Annotated in this window: 13 protein-coding genes; 6 read left to right on the forward strand and 7 right to left on the reverse strand. The window is 59.1% G+C overall.

Features of this window, described 5'->3' with window-relative positions:
* The first annotated feature begins 156 nt into the window (after positions 1 to 156).
* Positions 157 to 414 (forward strand): PA4570 family protein, encoded by a 258-nt coding sequence (locus IMW75_RS24375; RefSeq protein WP_045059348.1) that lies wholly within the window; start codon positions 157 to 159, stop codon positions 412 to 414.
* Positions 415 to 543: 129 nt separating this feature from the next.
* Here the strand turns inward: IMW75_RS24375 and IMW75_RS24380 are convergent, their stop codons facing one another.
* The 3 genes from IMW75_RS24380 to IMW75_RS24390 all read right to left on the reverse strand — a co-directional run bounded on the left by IMW75_RS24380 (position 544) and on the right by IMW75_RS24390 (position 2,311).
* Positions 544 to 1,161, reverse strand: a complete 618-nt coding sequence (locus tag IMW75_RS24380) for a BamJ family beta-barrel-assembly machinery protein (RefSeq protein WP_205893980.1) — start codon at positions 1,159 to 1,161, stop codon at positions 544 to 546.
* 121 nt (positions 1,162 to 1,282) lie between these two features.
* Complete coding sequence (locus IMW75_RS24385; RefSeq protein ID WP_205893981.1) at positions 1,283 to 1,594, reverse strand: DUF6482 family protein; 312 nt, start codon at positions 1,592 to 1,594, stop codon at positions 1,283 to 1,285.
* 228 nt (positions 1,595 to 1,822) lie between these two features.
* The gene (locus IMW75_RS24390) at positions 1,823 to 2,311 is read right to left on the reverse strand and encodes a TIGR00645 family protein (RefSeq protein ID WP_045059345.1); all 489 of its coding nucleotides are present in this window, start codon (positions 2,309 to 2,311) and stop codon (positions 1,823 to 1,825) included.
* A 159-nt stretch (positions 2,312 to 2,470) separates the two neighbouring features.
* Here IMW75_RS24390 and IMW75_RS24395 point away from each other — a divergent pair, with 159 nt between their 5' ends.
* Complete coding sequence (locus IMW75_RS24395; protein ID WP_205893982.1) at positions 2,471 to 4,300, forward strand: hypothetical protein; 1,830 nt, start codon at positions 2,471 to 2,473, stop codon at positions 4,298 to 4,300.
* A gap of 5 nt (positions 4,301 to 4,305) precedes the next feature.
* On the opposite strand, the gene IMW75_RS24400 is transcribed toward IMW75_RS24395, so the two are convergent.
* Both IMW75_RS24400 and IMW75_RS24405 read right to left on the reverse strand, forming a co-directional pair.
* Positions 4,306 to 4,647, reverse strand: coding sequence for a PA4575 family protein (locus IMW75_RS24400; RefSeq protein WP_045059343.1), 342 nt, complete (start codon positions 4,645 to 4,647; stop codon positions 4,306 to 4,308).
* A gap of 317 nt (positions 4,648 to 4,964) precedes the next feature.
* Positions 4,965 to 7,403: a Lon protease family protein gene (locus IMW75_RS24405; RefSeq protein ID WP_045059342.1), complete on the reverse strand. Its 2,439-nt coding sequence runs from the start codon at positions 7,401 to 7,403 to the stop codon at positions 4,965 to 4,967.
* A gap of 273 nt (positions 7,404 to 7,676) precedes the next feature.
* Between IMW75_RS24405 and IMW75_RS24410 the strand changes: the two genes are divergently transcribed.
* The 4 genes from IMW75_RS24410 (at position 7,677) to IMW75_RS24425 (ending at position 11,203) form a co-directional block, all read left to right on the forward strand.
* Complete coding sequence (locus tag IMW75_RS24410; RefSeq protein ID WP_045059341.1) at positions 7,677 to 8,165, forward strand: DUF3015 domain-containing protein; 489 nt, start codon at positions 7,677 to 7,679, stop codon at positions 8,163 to 8,165.
* A gap of 92 nt (positions 8,166 to 8,257) precedes the next feature.
* Positions 8,258 to 10,111, forward strand: coding sequence for an Lnb N-terminal periplasmic domain-containing protein (locus IMW75_RS24415; RefSeq protein ID WP_205893983.1), 1,854 nt, complete (start codon positions 8,258 to 8,260; stop codon positions 10,109 to 10,111).
* Positions 10,112 to 10,281: 170 nt separating this feature from the next.
* The gene (locus IMW75_RS24420) at positions 10,282 to 10,638 is read left to right on the forward strand and encodes a hypothetical protein (RefSeq protein WP_205893984.1); all 357 of its coding nucleotides are present in this window, start codon (positions 10,282 to 10,284) and stop codon (positions 10,636 to 10,638) included.
* A 70-nt stretch (positions 10,639 to 10,708) separates the two neighbouring features.
* Complete coding sequence (locus IMW75_RS24425; protein WP_205893985.1) at positions 10,709 to 11,203, forward strand: GreA/GreB family elongation factor; 495 nt, start codon at positions 10,709 to 10,711, stop codon at positions 11,201 to 11,203.
* Here IMW75_RS24425 and gdhA read toward each other — a convergent pair.
* Together gdhA and ettA are read right to left on the reverse strand one after the other, a co-directional pair.
* Positions 11,200 to 12,537 (reverse strand): NADP-specific glutamate dehydrogenase, encoded by a 1,338-nt coding sequence (gene gdhA, locus IMW75_RS24430; RefSeq protein ID WP_205893986.1) that lies wholly within the window; start codon positions 12,535 to 12,537, stop codon positions 11,200 to 11,202. The genes IMW75_RS24425 and gdhA overlap by 4 nt on opposite strands.
* Before the next feature lie 370 nt (positions 12,538 to 12,907).
* Positions 12,908 to 14,572, reverse strand: coding sequence for an energy-dependent translational throttle protein EttA (gene ettA / locus IMW75_RS24435; protein ID WP_045059336.1), 1,665 nt, complete (start codon positions 14,570 to 14,572; stop codon positions 12,908 to 12,910).
* Between the last annotated feature and the right edge of the window lie 280 nt (positions 14,573 to 14,852).

Genomic DNA, 14,852 nt, shown 5'->3' on the forward strand with positions numbered 1-14,852 from the left:
TGGGCCCCCCCCCCCCCCCCCGCGATGGCCAGGCGCCAGCCGTATTGACCTTACGCAATCTTTACCCGAAAAAAAGCGCAAACCGCCAATAGGTCCTTGCTATTTGATGAATAAGAATTATTCTCATTGAACCCAAAATCAATGGAGATGAGACTGATGACTTATTTGATCGATGCCTGGCTTGACCGTCCACACCCTTACCTCAGGATCCTGCATCGGGAAACCGGTGAAGTCTGTGCGGTGCTTGAAGAAGAAGCCCTGAACGAACTGCAGGACCAGGGGGATCTGGACGTCAACGGCCTGAGTTCCAGCGAACCGGTCGTACTCAAGGAGCTGGTGCGTAACCTGTTTCTGTTCTGCTACGCCCGGGCATTGCGCCCTGCGCATGAGCTGCAACACAAGATCGAAATATGACCTGTACGATAAAAACTGTGGGAGCCAGCCTGCTGGCGATGGTGTCAACTCGGTCTTGAACAAAACCCGGTCGCCCCATCGCCAGCAGGCTGGCTCCCACATTAGCCTGTCACAGGGACAGGCATAGGCTTACAGAACGTCGAGCAGCTCGACGTCGAACACCAGAACGCTGTGCGGCGCAATGCTGCCAACGCCTTGAGCGCCGTAAGCCAATTCGCTCGGCACGTACAGACGCCATTTGCTGCCAGCGTTCATCAGTTGCAGGGCTTCGGTCCAGCCAGCGATCACGCCGCCAACCGGGAATTCTGCAGGCTGGCCGCGCTCGTAGGAGCTGTCGAACACAGTGCCGTCGATCAAGGTGCCGTGGTAGTGAGTACGAACCTGATCTTCACGGGTTGGCTTGGCGCCTTCGCCCTGGGTCAGCACTTCGAATTGCAGGCCCGAAGCCAGGGTGGTGATGCCGTCACGCTTGGCGTTTTCAACCAGGAAGGCCAGGCCTTCGCCTGCTGCAGCTTCAGCCTTGGCAGCGGCTTCAGCTTGCATGATTTCGCGAATGACCTTGAAGCTGGCGGACATTTCTTCCTGGCCTACACGGCTTTCCTTGCCAGAAAAGGCGTCGGTCAGACCTGCCAGGATCGCGTCCAGGCTAACGCCCGGTGGCGGGTTGTCGCGCAGCTGGTCGCCCAGCTGACGGCCGATACCGTAGCTGACGCGGGTTTCGTCGGTGGACAGATTTACTTCGGACATGACACTGCTCCGCTGTGCGGACGGCCCCGGAACATGCCGTGCGTACACAGCGCGTCCCGGAGCGCCCGGAACCAAAAGGGCCAGCAGACTAGCACAGTTGCCAATCGGTTGATTAGAGCCCTCAGCCCTGCCAGGCAGAACGGAAGGCGATCGGCACCTTCAGGCTCTCCTCGGCACTGGCGCCCAGGCCGCACATTTCGTCATGTACCGAGGTGTGCACCAGGTTGAATGGCAAGGTGGGAAAAGCATGCAGCACTTCACGGGCATGCTCCACCGAGCGCAGATGAAGCACTTTGCCGCGGGCATCACTCAATGGATAGGCTGCGCCGTGCATGCGCGCCTCCAACAGGTAGATGCCGCCTTCAAGGGAAATCAGGTTCAGCTCATCGACCTTGTGGGCGATGGCAAAGGCATTGAGCTCTTGCAGGTTCATTGATGCACCTCGAACGGTGGCGGGCCAGGACCTTTACAGGGATAGGCTTCGTCGCTTCAAAGCACAAGCCAAAAACCACACCGCTCGTCCGGTTCACTGCCTGAGACTGCAGGAGCGAGCTCGCTCCGGGCGGCGTTCCGACGGAGAACTCAAGGCCCGCGCTCATTCAGAACCCCGCGTTATCGTTGAAGTCCATCGCGAGCAAGCTCGCTCCCACAGTGGCCGTGATCAGTGCTTGGTGAGCTTGTCGAGGTAACCCATGGCGAAGGCCGACACCACGAAAGTCATGTGAATGATCACGTACCACTTCAGGTGCTCGGGATCGACGTTCTTGGCGTCCATGAAGATCCGCAGCAGGTGGATCGAGGAAATCGCCACGATCGACGCTGCCACTTTCATCTTCAGCGAAGACGAGTCCATGGTGCCCAGCCAGTTGAGCTTCTCTTTGTGGTCGTCGATGTCCAGTTGGGAAACGAAGTTCTCGTACCCGGAAATCATCACCATCACCAGCAGGCCACCCACCAGCGCCATGTCGATCAGCGACAGCAGCACCAGGATCACATCCGATTCGGCCATTGAGAACACGCTGGGAATGACGTGGAAGACCTCCTGAAAGAATTTCAGCCCCAAAGCCAGCAATCCCAACGACAAGCCAAAATAGATCGGCGCCAGCAGCCAGCGCGAGGCGTACATTGCATTTTCGATAAAGCGTTCCATTAAATCTCACACCTGGGCTGAAATGGTCGCGAGTATAACAGTCCGCTGTTACACCCAGAAACAGGCGGAAAATCCACAACCTGCGCATATGTGACAAGTTTTTTCTGCTAGTGTCGAAACAATTGACAGCTCAGCGACATCGGACAGGAAGACGGGAAAATGGATGTGCGATTGCCTTTGACGGGCGCCGGAATGTGCCTGGCTTTACTGATGGGCGCCTGCTCGCCCAGCGATGAAAAAGCCCAGGTCAGCCTCGAAGAGAAAACGGCCCGGTTCGAAAAGTCCCTGGACGCCATCGAAGATCCCAAACTCAAGGATGCCGTCGCCGAATTGGGTGGCTCGCTGTTATTGCTCGAACGTGCGCAACTCAAGCTCGACAGCAAGCCGCTGGAAACCGAATACAGCGACGATGCGCTCGCCGTGCTCAAGCACTACCCCACGCCTCAGGCGCTGGTCGACACCTACATCAACGGCCTGTTCGTGCTGCACAAGGATTCCAGCTCCGACTACCTGACCGACCTGCAGCCGGTGTTCCCCTTCAATTTCAACATTCCGGATACCTTTGTGTTCCCCCATGGCGTGGAATGGCTGTCGGTGACACTGAGCAACAAACGCGTCATCGGGTTCCAGCCGGAGTGGTCGGAGACCGATCCCGGCATCCAGTTGAGCCCCTCGAGCTCCAACCTGACCAATCCCGATGACCTGACCGTCACCTACCCCTTCATCGATGGCCTTGACGTCGACAACAAACACCAGCCTCAGCCCGTCAGCCTGCAGGGCAAAGTGGAAGTTATCGCGCCGCGTCGATTGTACAGCTTCAATCTGACCAAAAAGGACGTCGGCCAGACTCGCAGTAACGAAAACCTCAGCGTCAAACTGTTGAAGCTTGAAAAAAATTACGCCGAAATCGAGTTCAGCAATAGCGCCCCAATGGCTGCCGAGGTAGCTGACACGCCCCTGAATCCATTGATCGTCCAGGCCAGGGACAGCACCGGGCAGTTTCTCTCGCGTTCGGGCTCGATCAACGAAACGGCCGAGCAAATTGCGTTTTATCAAAAGCAATTGGCGTTATTGCAGCAGCAGAAAACCTGGAGCGAGGCCTTCGAGAAACAACTCGAATCGCAGCAGCGGGCCTTTGAGAAGCAGCAAACCAGGCATTACTCGAAGGTCTATTTCAACGGGCCGATCGACGCCCTGGAAGTTAGCGTACTGGATTTCTCCACCGCCACAGTGACCCGCAAGGACCTCGATTTGCCGGTACGCCGGTTCGATCCTCGCACCACGGAAAAAACCATCCAGACCCTTGAGCTACCAGTGGTGGTGTACGACGACCAGGCTGCGAACTGGCTCAAAGGCGCGACCCTCAGTGAAGACCAACTGAAAAAAGGCGTGAGCATTCGTCAGTCGGTCGATGACCCGAGCGCCGCGCAGATCGAGTTCGATCACAGGAGAAGTTTTAACGACGAACTGCTGGGCAGCTCCTTCAACCCCGGTGACAGCCCGGTCAGCTTCTTCACCGAAGACGCCAGTGGCAAACGTGACGAGCCGATCGAATTGCCACCCGAAGCGTTCCAGGTCGATCCTCTGCGCGGCACCATCACCTATGACCTGAACCTGTTCCCGCAGACGCCTGCCTATACCGTAGGCTCGATCCCGCTGTTCCTGGCCAGCATCGAGAAGAAAACCCTGGACGCTGGTCAACTGCCCAAGGGCCTGGAGCTCAAAGGCAATGCCCTGCTGGTCGACATGAAGGCATTCCCGGAGCAGGACTGGCGTTTCTACGCCCGGGACGACAGTGGTAATTACCTGAAGGAAATACTTGCGGTGAGTCACGATGCGAGCCCGGAGGGCCCGGCTTTGACGGGCGTGCACTACTTCTATGGCCGGCCTGCCCGCCTGGAAACCTATCAGCGGATCGATCTCACCACCGTGCAATATGGGTTTGAGGTCAAGCTCGACAAGGCTGATACCGCCAGCCTTGATCAATAGCCCAATCAGTGATCCGGGCGGAACTCGAAACCGGCCAGGTTGCGCGTGCGTCCGCCATTGATTTCCCGCAGCTGGGCTTGCAAGTGCAGGCACCAGATTTGCGGGTCGTCGGCCAGTTGATAACCATGCAAGGTCAGGCTTTCAACGATAGTGTCGAGGATTGATTCAGCCACAAATGGGCCATGGAAAGGTCCCTGTGCCTTGATGGCAGAAGGTTGTTCGCCCGCCATTCCGGCAGCAAACAGCAAGGTCCACATGCCCTTGTCTCCCGCCAGGGGGCGCACGGCGCATTCGATACGGGTCACAAGGCCCAGGCATTGTCGGGTGAGGCAGAGGTTGCGCGACATGGCGGCGACCCTCGGTAGATCCGGTATTCAGCCTCCATCAGAAGACTGTTTCGATCCAGTGATACTGTCGATATCCTTGACCTGAGAATAGAAGAAAAGTCTGGAAAGCATGCCAGGTAGAACCACAAGGCGCCGAATGGTCATTGTGTGAATATTGGCGCCAGAGTGATGGCACTTTGCACAGTTTAATCGGATGCACAGGTGGGAGCGAGGCTGCTCGCGATGGCGGTGTGTCGTCCAAAATATCAGCTGGTTGACACTCCGTCATCGCGAGCAGGCTCGCTCCCACAGGTAAGTGGTGAAACCTCAGGGGCCTATCAGGCCGGCTTGGCCTCCACCAAGGCTTCCTGCGCCGCTTCCTTCTCCGCCTCCCTCATGTCCTCTTCGCTGATCATTTCCGCAATCACCCGCAGGCGCTCCACTACCCGGGCGTTGACGCTGCCCTCCGGGAACTCGCCATTCTCGTCCGGTGCACCGGCTGGTTCGCCGACCAGCAGGCTCAGGGCCTCATCGGCCTGGCGCACTGCGTACACATGGAACTGGCCGGCGCGCACCGCCGCCAGGACCTTCTCATCGAGCATCAGCGTGGCCACGTTGGCCTGCGGAATGATTGCACCTTGTTCACCCGTCAGGCCGCGGGCCTCGCAGAGTCGGAAGAAGCCCTCGATCTTCTCGTTGACCCCGCCCACCGCCTGCACTTCACCGAACTGGTTGATCGAGCCGGTGATCGCAAAGCACTGCTTGAGCGGTGTTTTCGACAACGCCGAAATCAGCGTGCAAGCTTCGCCCAGCGACGCGCTGTCACCGTCCACGTAACCGTAGGATTGCTCCAGCGCGATGCTCGCGGAAATCGCCAGCGGAAATTCCTGGGCGTAGCGGCTGCCGAGGTAACCGGTCAGGATCATCACGCCCTTGGAGTGAATCGGCTGGCCCAGATTGACCTCACGCTCGATGTCGACGATGCCGCTGCCACCCGGGTAAACCGTGGCAGAAATACGCGCTGGCACACCGAAGGCCGAATCGCCGACTTCCAGCACCGTCAGGCCGTTGCACTTGCCCACGGCCGCGCCATCGGTGTCGATCAGGATGATTCCGGCCAGCATGTCATCGAGGATTCGCGCCGAGACCCGCCCGGTACGGGTGGCCTTGGCCTTGAGGGCTCGCTCGATATGCCCGGCGTCGGTCATTTCATCCGCCGCCAGGTGACGAATGAAATCCGCCTCGCTGACCAGCTGGAACAGGTCGCCGATGCGCGCCGACAAGCGCCCCTGGTGTTCAGCCAGACGCGCGCTGTAGGTCGCCAGGCGCGCCACCGCATCGGCAGTCAAGGGCGCCATGCCCTCTTCCGAGGTGCGGGTTTTCAGCAGTTGGGCAAACTGTTCCAGGCTTTCGTCGACCATCGGAATGTCTTCGTCGAAATCCACCAGCACGCGGAACATCTCCTGGAAGTCTGGATCGAGGTCCTGCAGCGTGTAATACAGCTGCCGAGCCCCGATGATGACGACCTTGACCTGCAGCGGGATGTTTTGCGGGGTCAGCGTCACGGTGGCCAGGCGGCCCAGCTCACCCAGTGGCGATTCCATCTTCAGCTTGCGCGACTGCAGGGCACGCTTGAGCGCATCCCATACGAATGGCTCGCTGAGCATTTTCTCCGCTTCCAGGATGAGAAAACCGCCGTTAGCGCGGTGCAGTGCACCCGGGCGCAGCTGCCGATACGTGGTGTAGAGCGCGCCCTGGTCAGTGCTGTACTCGATGCGTCCGAACAGGTTTTCATAAGTCGGGTGCGGCTCGAACACCACCGGTGCGCCGCCGCTGGCCGAATGACCGACCACCAGGCTCGGGGCGTATTGTTCTTCCAGCATCTTGCGGGCGACAGCGTCGATCTTGCTGTCGTCGACCAATTGCTCGACAACCGTTTTCAGCAGGTAGACCTGCATCGCCTGCAGGTAACCGCAGACCGCGGCGTTCTCGGCATACTTCTCCGACAACGGTGACAGCAATGGCTGCAAGGCCAGGGTGATGGTTTCTTCATTGAGGTGGCGCAGTTGATTGCTCGACTCACGCTTCCATTGCGGCAGGCTGGCGAGCTCTTCGTTGAGCCGTTCCTCGAGGCCGGAAATGTCATCGTGAAAACGCTCGCGATCGGCTTCGGGCAGTTGGGCGAACTCTGCTTCGTCCAGGGCCTTACCATCCCCCATCGGGGTGAACGCAATGTTGCTGGCGTCGCGGTACAGCGCAACGTCCTTCTCCAGCGCCAGGCGCTCAATGATATCCAGCGCCTTGTCGTAGCGCTGGTTGAATGCACGGTCGATGGCACTTTTCTTTTGCTGATAGGACGGGTGTTCAAACACCGCAGGGAACGTCGCCACCAGATTGTCGATCAAGGTGTTGATATCGCCGATAAACGCGCCGGCGGTGCCTGAAGGCAGTTCCAGGGCCCGGGGTTCGCGCGGCTCGTCGAAATTATTGACATAGACCCAGTCTGCCGGGGTCTGCAGGCGTTTGCCTTCGGCTTTCAGGTAGCGTTTGACGAACGAGAACCGGCCAGTGCCGGGCTCACCCATGACAAATACGTTGTAGCCGGGGCGTGGCATGGCCACGCCGAACTGCAATGCTTCGACCGCACGTTCCTGGCCAAGCACACCGCGAAAGGGCTCCAGATCATTGGTGGTAGAGAAGCTGAACTGTTCAGCGGAAAACGGACGAGTCAGCGCTTCGGGCGCTAGACGCAAGCTGGCAGCAACAGGATCAGGCATCGGGCTTCCTTACATCAGGCGGGGCAGATAGCGGCATTCTGGCGCTGCCTCCACCCCACTTGCAAGGCGCGCCTTCAGTCAAAGCATAGCCAAACCGCCATCGTCAGGCTGGCCGGGGCTAAATGGATGTTTTGACGAATATTTAGCAAAAAGTAACGGAACCCTTGGAACGTGCCTAAACTCCAAATTGCGCGGCTGGAACAATAACCGGCCCACTGGCGCCAGATCGGGCCAGGCCCTGTCCATTGGTATGCACATAAAGAGAACAAAGCTATGAAACGGATTCTTCTCGGTACTCTCTTCACCGCTGTATCCATCAACGCCATGGCTCAGGCGCCAGGCGGTCCGGATTGCGGTTGGGGCAACATGCTGTTCGAAGGTCAGCGTGGCACCCCGGCTCACTTCCTGGCATCCACCACCAACGGCACTTCCGGTAACGCAACGTTCGGTATGACATCGGGTACCAACGGTTGCTCGACTAACGCGTCGCTGACCTATGGCGGCAAATCCTGGCTGGCCATGAATGGCATGATGAATGAGTTGTCCGAAGACATGGCTAAAGGCAACGGCGAAGCGCTGACGACCTATGCCGTGGTACTGGGCGTGGCGCCGGAAGATCGTGAGCATTTCGCAGCAGTTACCCACGAGCACTTCCAGCAGATCTTCAGCAAGGCGGATGTAACCGCTGAAGACGTGCATACCAACACCCTGTCCGTTATCAAGAACGATGCTCGCCTGGCCAAATACGCCACTCAAGCATAAGCTCGACCCACCCGCTCCTCTTGGGGGGCGGGTTTTATTTTTTGGACCTGCGCCCCCTTGGGTCTTTGTTTCTTTCCATTAAGTTGCCCACTATGCTCAAACGCCTTGCCTGGTTGGCGCTCTGTGCCTGCGCCCCGCTGTCCGCCGCGCCAAACATCGACTCTGAACGTTTGCAGCAACTGGCTAACGACCCATTCTGGATCTCCCTGGGCCACTACGAAACTGCCAAGCTCGGTGGCTGGCGCAGCTATGTCAGTGACCGGAAGTTTTTCCTCGCGCCGGACGGCAACGAACATCCGGACCGCGAACTGGCCGCCACTGTGCAGGCCTTGTACGCCCCGGCAAGCAAAGGCGAACAACACGCGCAATGCGTCTACCCGGCACGCACCCGCTGGCTCAAGGCGCAACTGAACCTGACGGACTTGCCGGCCCCGCAATGTGCTGAATTCAAGCAATGGTTCAAGGACGTTTCCCCCGACAGTGCGGTGATGATCTTTCCAGCGGCCTACCTGAACAGCCCGTCGTCGATGTTTGGTCACACCCTGCTGCGCATTGACCAGGCTGGCGTGCAAAGCGACAAGACTTCACTACTCAGTTATGCGATCAACTTCGGCGCCTACATCGAAGGTGCCGACAACAGCATCCTTTACGCCTGGAAAGGCCTTATGGGGGGCTACCCGGGGCTGTTTGCGCTGGTGCCCTACCAGGAAAAGCTCTCGGAATACCGCAGCCTGGAGAACCGCGACCTGTGGGAATACCGGCTGAACCTGACCCAGGCAGAAACAGCGCGCATGGTCGAGCACGTCTGGGAACTGAAACAGATCCAGTTCGACTATTTTTTCTTCGACGAAAACTGCTCCTATCGCTTGCTTGAGCTGCTGCAAGTGGCGCGACCGAGCCTGCGCCTGACCGAACAATTCCCCCTCACGGCCATCCCTACCGACACCGTCAAGGCCGTGAAAGAGGCCGGCCTGGTCGAGTCCATCCAGTATCGTCCGTCCAGGGAGCGTGAACTGCTGAGCCGTGCCGAGCCGCTGACTGATGAAGAGCAACAATGGGTACTGAAAGTCAGCGCCGATCAGAAGCAGCTTCAGAGCGCAGATTTCAAGGCCCTGCCGCGCGATCGCCAGGCGCTGGTCATCGACGCCGCGTATCGCCTGGAACGTTACCGCGCCAACGGCCAGGAACGCGACCCTGAGCGCTCCCAGCGCAGTTTCGAACTGCTGCGGGCGATCAATCAGAACCCGGCGCCGGCGCTTGATATTGCGCAACCGGGCCTGCCCGAGGACGGTCATGAATCGCGCACCTGGCAGGCCGGCATCGGCACTCGGGGCGATGAAGCCTTCGCCGAGTACGGCTTGCGCATGGCCTACCATGACCTCAACGACAACGCCGAAAGCTTCCCCCTGGGCGCGCAGATCGAAATTCTGCAGATGAAATTGCGCCAGTACGAAGGCAACCGCTGGCAGTTCCAGCAGTTGGACCTGGCGACGATTCGCTCGCTGACCCCGCGCAACGAGCTGCTGCAACCATTGTCCTGGCAAGTCACCGGCGGCCTGGAACGCGTTCCGGGCAAACACGATGACGAGAACCTGGTCAGTCACGTCAACGGTGGTGGCGGCGGGACATGGCAATTGAGCGAAGACATGCTCGGGTTTGTCATGGGCACCGTGCGGGTTGAGCACAACAATGACTTCGCCGAATTCATCGCCCCCGCCGCCGGATTTAATACCGGGGTGCTGTGGAAAAACCCGCTGGGTAATTTCAGCCTGGAAACCAAAGGTGATTTTTTCACCAATGGCGAGGTGCGGCGCAGTGTGAGCTTGAATCAGCAGTGGGAGCTGTCGCGAAACCTGGGGCTGCGCCTGAGTGCGCAGCGCGAGTTCAGCCACATGGCATCGCCTGAGAATGAGGTGATGCTTGAAGTGAAGTGGTATCACTACTAGATCAAAAGATCGCAGCCTTCGGCAGCTCCTACATTCGATCGCGCACACCTGTAGGTGCTGCCGAAGGCTCGAGCCGCGTTCGGACGATCTTTTGATCTTCCTTTCACATCCCGACAACGACTCGACTTCTAGACTGACTGCATAGGCCGTCGAACGGTCAGGAGTCTGAGATGTGGCGTTGCGCAGGTATGTTGGGATTGCTGCTGTTGTGCGCGGGTTGCCAGTCGACCCACGAAGACCTGATCGCCAAGGGCTATCCGCCGGCCTTCGCCGACGGTTTCGATGACGGTTGCGTCAGTGGTCGCCAGGCGGCCGGGGCGATGACCGGTGAATTTCGCAAAAACGTCCCGCGCTATCTCAAGGACCCGCACTATGCCGAAGGCTGGAGCGATGGCTTTCGCCAATGCCAGGCGATGCTGGAAAATCAAGAGCGCGCAGACTATCGCAGCCACCATTGGGATGACCGCGATAAGGCCTGGCAACAACAGAAGGACCAGGATGCGGCGCACGCCTATCGCTCGCAATGAATCGCTCACGGGCATCCGTCGAAACTAAATGCCTGCGACCATGGCCCAAACCCTATTACGGGAGAAAACCATGAGTCGCGCCTTCGTCAATGAAGATAACGCCGCTGCGCAAGCCGATCAGCCTGTCGAACGGCAGGTCAGCGCGCAGCCCAACTACGTCACACCCACTGGACTGATCCAGTTGCAGGCCAAGGTTGCCGAACTGCAGCAGCAGCTAAGCGCTGAGTCGGCCAAGGGAGAAAAGGTGGATAAGCAGCGCCAGGCGGATCTGCAACGGGATTTACGCTATTTCAACCAGCGCGTGCTCAGCGCGCAAGTGATCACACCCGCGAGCTCGACGCAAAAGGTGCAGATTGGCAGTCGAGTGACGTTTGCCGACGAGCACAACGCCGAACAGAACGTCCAGCTGGTGGGTGAGGATCAGGCGGACGCATCGGCGGGCCTGATCAACTGGGGCTCGCCGCTGGGCCGGGCGCTGCTTGGGGCGCAACTCGGGGATGAGGTGCTGTGGCAACGCCCGGCCGGCGATCAACTGATCGAGATCATCCGCATCGAACCGGCTTAGACCACCCCTTGGGCGAGCATGGCATCGGCGACTTTGACGAAGCCGGCGATGTTTGCCCCTTTGACGTAGTTGATCCGGCCATCCTCTTCGCCGTAGTGCACGCAAGCGTGATGAATCGACTGCATGATGGCGTGCAGTTTGCTGTCCACCTCGCCGCCCGTCCACAGCAGGCGCATGGCGTTCTGCGACATTTCCAGGCCACTTACGGCGACGCCGCCAGCGTTGGACGCCTTGCCTGGCGCAAACAGAATCCCTGCCTCGATGAACAGGTCCACGGCTTCCAGCGTGGTCGGCATGTTGGCGCCTTCGGCCACGCAGATGCAGCCGTTGCGCAGCAATGCGCGAGCGGCCTCGGCATCGAGTTCATTCTGCGTTGCGCATGGCAGCGCGATGTCGCAGGCCAGATCCCATGGGCTCTGACCGGCGCGGAACTCCAGGCCGAAGCGCGCAGCCAACTCACTGATTCGCCCGCGCTGGACGTTTTTCAGTTCCAGTACCGCCAGCCATTGCTCTTCAGTCAAACCAGCTTCGCAGTACAGCGTGCCCTCGGAGTCCGACAGCGAAATGACCTGGCCGCCCAGGTCCATGACCTTGCGGGCCGCGTACTGCGCGACGTTGCCAGAACCCGAGATCGCCACGCGCTTGCCTTCGACGGTTGCGCCTTGGCGCTTGAGCATTTCCTCGGCGAAATAGACACAGCCGAAACCGGTGGCTTCGGGGCGAATCAGGCTGCCGCCGTAGCTCGGTCCCTTGCCTGTGAGCACGCTGGTGAACTGGTTGCTCAGGCGCTTGTATTGGCCGAACAAAAAGCCAATCTCCCGGGCACCGACGCCGATATCGCCCGCCCGCACGTCAACGTCTGCACCGATGTGCCGGTACAGTTCGCTCATGAAGGACTGGCAGAAGCGCATGACTTCAGCATCGCTTTTGCCTTTGGGGTCGAAGTCCGAGCCGCCCTTGCCGCCCCCCATGGGCAACGAGGTCAGGGAGTTCTTGAACGTCTGTTCGAACGCGAGGAATTTCAGCACGCCCAGATTCACTGACGGATGGAAGCGCAGACCGCCCTTGTACGGACCGATGGCACTGTTCATCTGGATGCGGAAGCCCCGATTGACCTGCACCTTGCCGTGATCGTCGACCCATGACACACGAAACACCACCGCCCGCTCCGGCTCACAGATACGCTCCAGGATGCCGGAAGTCAGGTAGCGCGGATTGGCTTCCAGAAACGGCCAGAGGCTGCGCAAGACTTCTTCCACAGCCTGATGAAACTCGGGCTGGTCGGGGTCACGTTTTTTCAGGCGGGCAAGGAAGGATTCAACGGATTCGATCATGGAAAGTCTCGGCAAATTTATTGTCGTTGGAGAGATTGAGCCGGACTTTAACAAACGAATCGCGCACAGGAACAGCGCAACATGTCGCCTTTATGAAATTAAATGGTGCACAGGATATAAATAAGCCTGTTTTTCGACCGATTTTGCACCTGAATAGGGAGATCGACTCGACGAAATGCACCAACAGTTATACCGCCCTCGCTAGCAGGCTAGCTCCCACAGGGGATGGGTGGTGAATCGAGATTTATTGCCTGCACAAAACTTTGTGGGAGCTGGCCTGCCGGCGATGAATTCCACTCGGTATCCCTGAAAAACAGAACAAAAAAAACGGAGCCTGAAGGCTCCGTTCTTTCATGCAACCAACCCAGAATCAGGCCAGTTTCTTGTGCCGTACACGATGCGGCTGGGCAGCTGCTTCGCCGAGACGCTTTTTGCGATCGGCTTCGTACTCGGTGTAGTTACCTTCGAAGAACACTGCTTGCGAGTCATCTTCGTACGCCAGGATGTGCGTCGCCACGCGGTCCAGGAACCACCGATCGTGAGAGATCACAATGGCGGCGCCCGGGAAGTCCAGCAGGGCTTCTTCCAGGGAGCGCAGGGTTTCAACGTCGAGGTCGTTGGACGGTTCGTCGAGCAGCAGGACGTTGCCACCCTCCTTCAGGGTCAGGGCCAGGTGCAGGCGACCGCGCTCACCACCGGACAGGTCCTTGACGAACTTCTGCTGATCGCCACCCTTGAAGTTGAAGCGACCCACGTAGGTACGCGACGGGATCTCGTAGTTGCCGATGCGGATCTGGTCGGAACCGTCGGAGATTTGCTGGAATACCGTCTTGCTGCCATCCAGGTCCTCACGGCTCTGGTCAACACAAGCCAGTTGCACGGTTTCGCCGACTTCGATGGTGCCCGAATCCGGAGTCTCCTTGCCCATCAACATGCGGAACAGCGTGGATTTACCCGCGCCGTTACCGCCGATCACACCCACGATGGCGCCTTTGGGCATGGAGAACGACAGGTTGTCGATCAGCACGCGATCGCCGTAACCCTTGGAGACGTTCTTGAACTCGATGACCTTGTCACCCAGGCGCGGACCGGCCGGGATGTAGATCTCGTTGGTTTCGCTACGCTTCTGGAATTCCTGCGACTGCATTTCTTCGAAGCGTTGCAGACGAGCCTTGGACTTGGACTGGCGGGCCTTGGCGCCTTTGCGCACCCACTCCAGTTCTTCCTTCATGGCTTTTTCATGGGCCGACTGCTGCTTGGATTCTGCAGCCAGACGATTGGACTTGGCTTCAAGCCAGCCCGAATAGTTGCCCTCGTACGGGATACCGGCGCCGCGGTCGAGTTCGAGAATCCAGCCGGCAACGTTGTCCAGGAAGTACCGGTCGTGCGTGATCGCTACCACGGTGCCCGGGAAGTCATGGAGGAAGTGCTCCAGCCAGGCGACGGAATCGGCGTCCAGGTGGTTGGTCGGTTCGTCCAGGAGCAACATGTCCGGAGCCGACAACAGCAGACGGCACAGCGCCACACGACGTTTTTCACCACCGGAGAGGAATTCGACCTTGGCGTCCCAGGCGGGCAAACGCAGTGCATCGGCCGCCACTTCCAGCTGACGATCCAGGTTGTGACCATCGCTGGCCTGCAGAATCGCCTCGAGCTTGGCCTGTTCAGCAGCCAGCTTGTCGAAGTCGGCATCTTCCTCGGCGTAAGCGGCGTAGACCTCGTCCAGGCGAGCCTGGGCGTTCTTGATCACGCTGACCGCTTCCTCGACCACTTCGCGCACAGTCTTGGTCGGATCCAGGATCGGTTCCTGCGGCAGGTAGCCGATGTTCAGTTCCGGCATCGGACGGGCTTCGCCCTCGAATTCGGTGTCGACGCCCGCCATGATTTTCAGCAGCGTGGACTTACCCGAACCGTTGAGGCCGAGCACGCCGATCTTGGCGCCAGGGAAGAAAGACAGCGAAATGTTTTTCAGGATTTCCCGCTTCGGCGGAACAACTTTTCCCAGCCGATGCATGGTGAAGACGTATTGAGCCATGGAGAACCTTGGGTCAGTGACAGATGAATGATTGGAGCGCGGGCGAGGCCCGGCCAGACCGTGCGCGCTGACCGCTTGATAGGGACCAATGCGTGCGCGCTGAAGAAAGTCTGATTCTAGGAGCTGGAACGCTCCCACGTAACCGGCAAAGCTACCTTAATGATGGATGGCAGTCCAGCCGAGCGGGACTGGCACTTTGCCACAACTCAAGGCATGCTAGCCGCCCTTCGGGCGTCCGGCTTATAGTGCGCGTCGCGCCAGCCCAGCCCTTGCGCAGGAT

It is taken from the genome of Pseudomonas gregormendelii (assembly GCF_017114825.1).
Lineage (GTDB): Bacteria > Pseudomonadota > Gammaproteobacteria > Pseudomonadales > Pseudomonadaceae > Aquipseudomonas > Aquipseudomonas gregormendelii.

What these genes read in the sequence shown, in the direction of transcription:
- IMW75_RS24395 (WP_205893982.1), top strand. Translation starts at nt 2,471, where the DNA reads ATGGATGTGCGATTGCCTTTGACGGGCGCCGGAATGTGCCTGGCTTTA.
- IMW75_RS24415 (WP_205893983.1), top strand. Translation starts at nt 8,258, where the DNA reads ATGCTCAAACGCCTTGCCTGGTTGGCGCTCTGTGCCTGCGCCCCGCTG.
- IMW75_RS24420 (WP_205893984.1), top strand. Translation starts at nt 10,282, where the DNA reads ATGTGGCGTTGCGCAGGTATGTTGGGATTGCTGCTGTTGTGCGCGGGT.
- IMW75_RS24380 (WP_205893980.1), bottom strand. Translation starts at nt 1,161, where the DNA reads ATGTCCGAAGTAAATCTGTCCACCGACGAAACCCGCGTCAGCTACGGT.
- gdhA (WP_205893986.1), bottom strand. Translation starts at nt 12,537, where the DNA reads ATGATCGAATCCGTTGAATCCTTCCTTGCCCGCCTGAAAAAACGTGAC.
- IMW75_RS24405 (WP_045059342.1), bottom strand. Translation starts at nt 7,403, where the DNA reads ATGCCTGATCCTGTTGCTGCCAGCTTGCGTCTAGCGCCCGAAGCGCTG.
- IMW75_RS24375 (WP_045059348.1), top strand. Translation starts at nt 157, where the DNA reads ATGACTTATTTGATCGATGCCTGGCTTGACCGTCCACACCCTTACCTC.
- IMW75_RS24400 (WP_045059343.1), bottom strand. Translation starts at nt 4,647, where the DNA reads ATGTCGCGCAACCTCTGCCTCACCCGACAATGCCTGGGCCTTGTGACC.
- IMW75_RS24425 (WP_205893985.1), top strand. Translation starts at nt 10,709, where the DNA reads ATGAGTCGCGCCTTCGTCAATGAAGATAACGCCGCTGCGCAAGCCGAT.
- IMW75_RS24410 (WP_045059341.1), top strand. Translation starts at nt 7,677, where the DNA reads ATGAAACGGATTCTTCTCGGTACTCTCTTCACCGCTGTATCCATCAAC.
- IMW75_RS24390 (WP_045059345.1), bottom strand. Translation starts at nt 2,311, where the DNA reads ATGGAACGCTTTATCGAAAATGCAATGTACGCCTCGCGCTGGCTGCTG.
- ettA (WP_045059336.1), bottom strand. Translation starts at nt 14,572, where the DNA reads ATGGCTCAATACGTCTTCACCATGCATCGGCTGGGAAAAGTTGTTCCG.
- IMW75_RS24385 (WP_205893981.1), bottom strand. Translation starts at nt 1,594, where the DNA reads ATGAACCTGCAAGAGCTCAATGCCTTTGCCATCGCCCACAAGGTCGAT.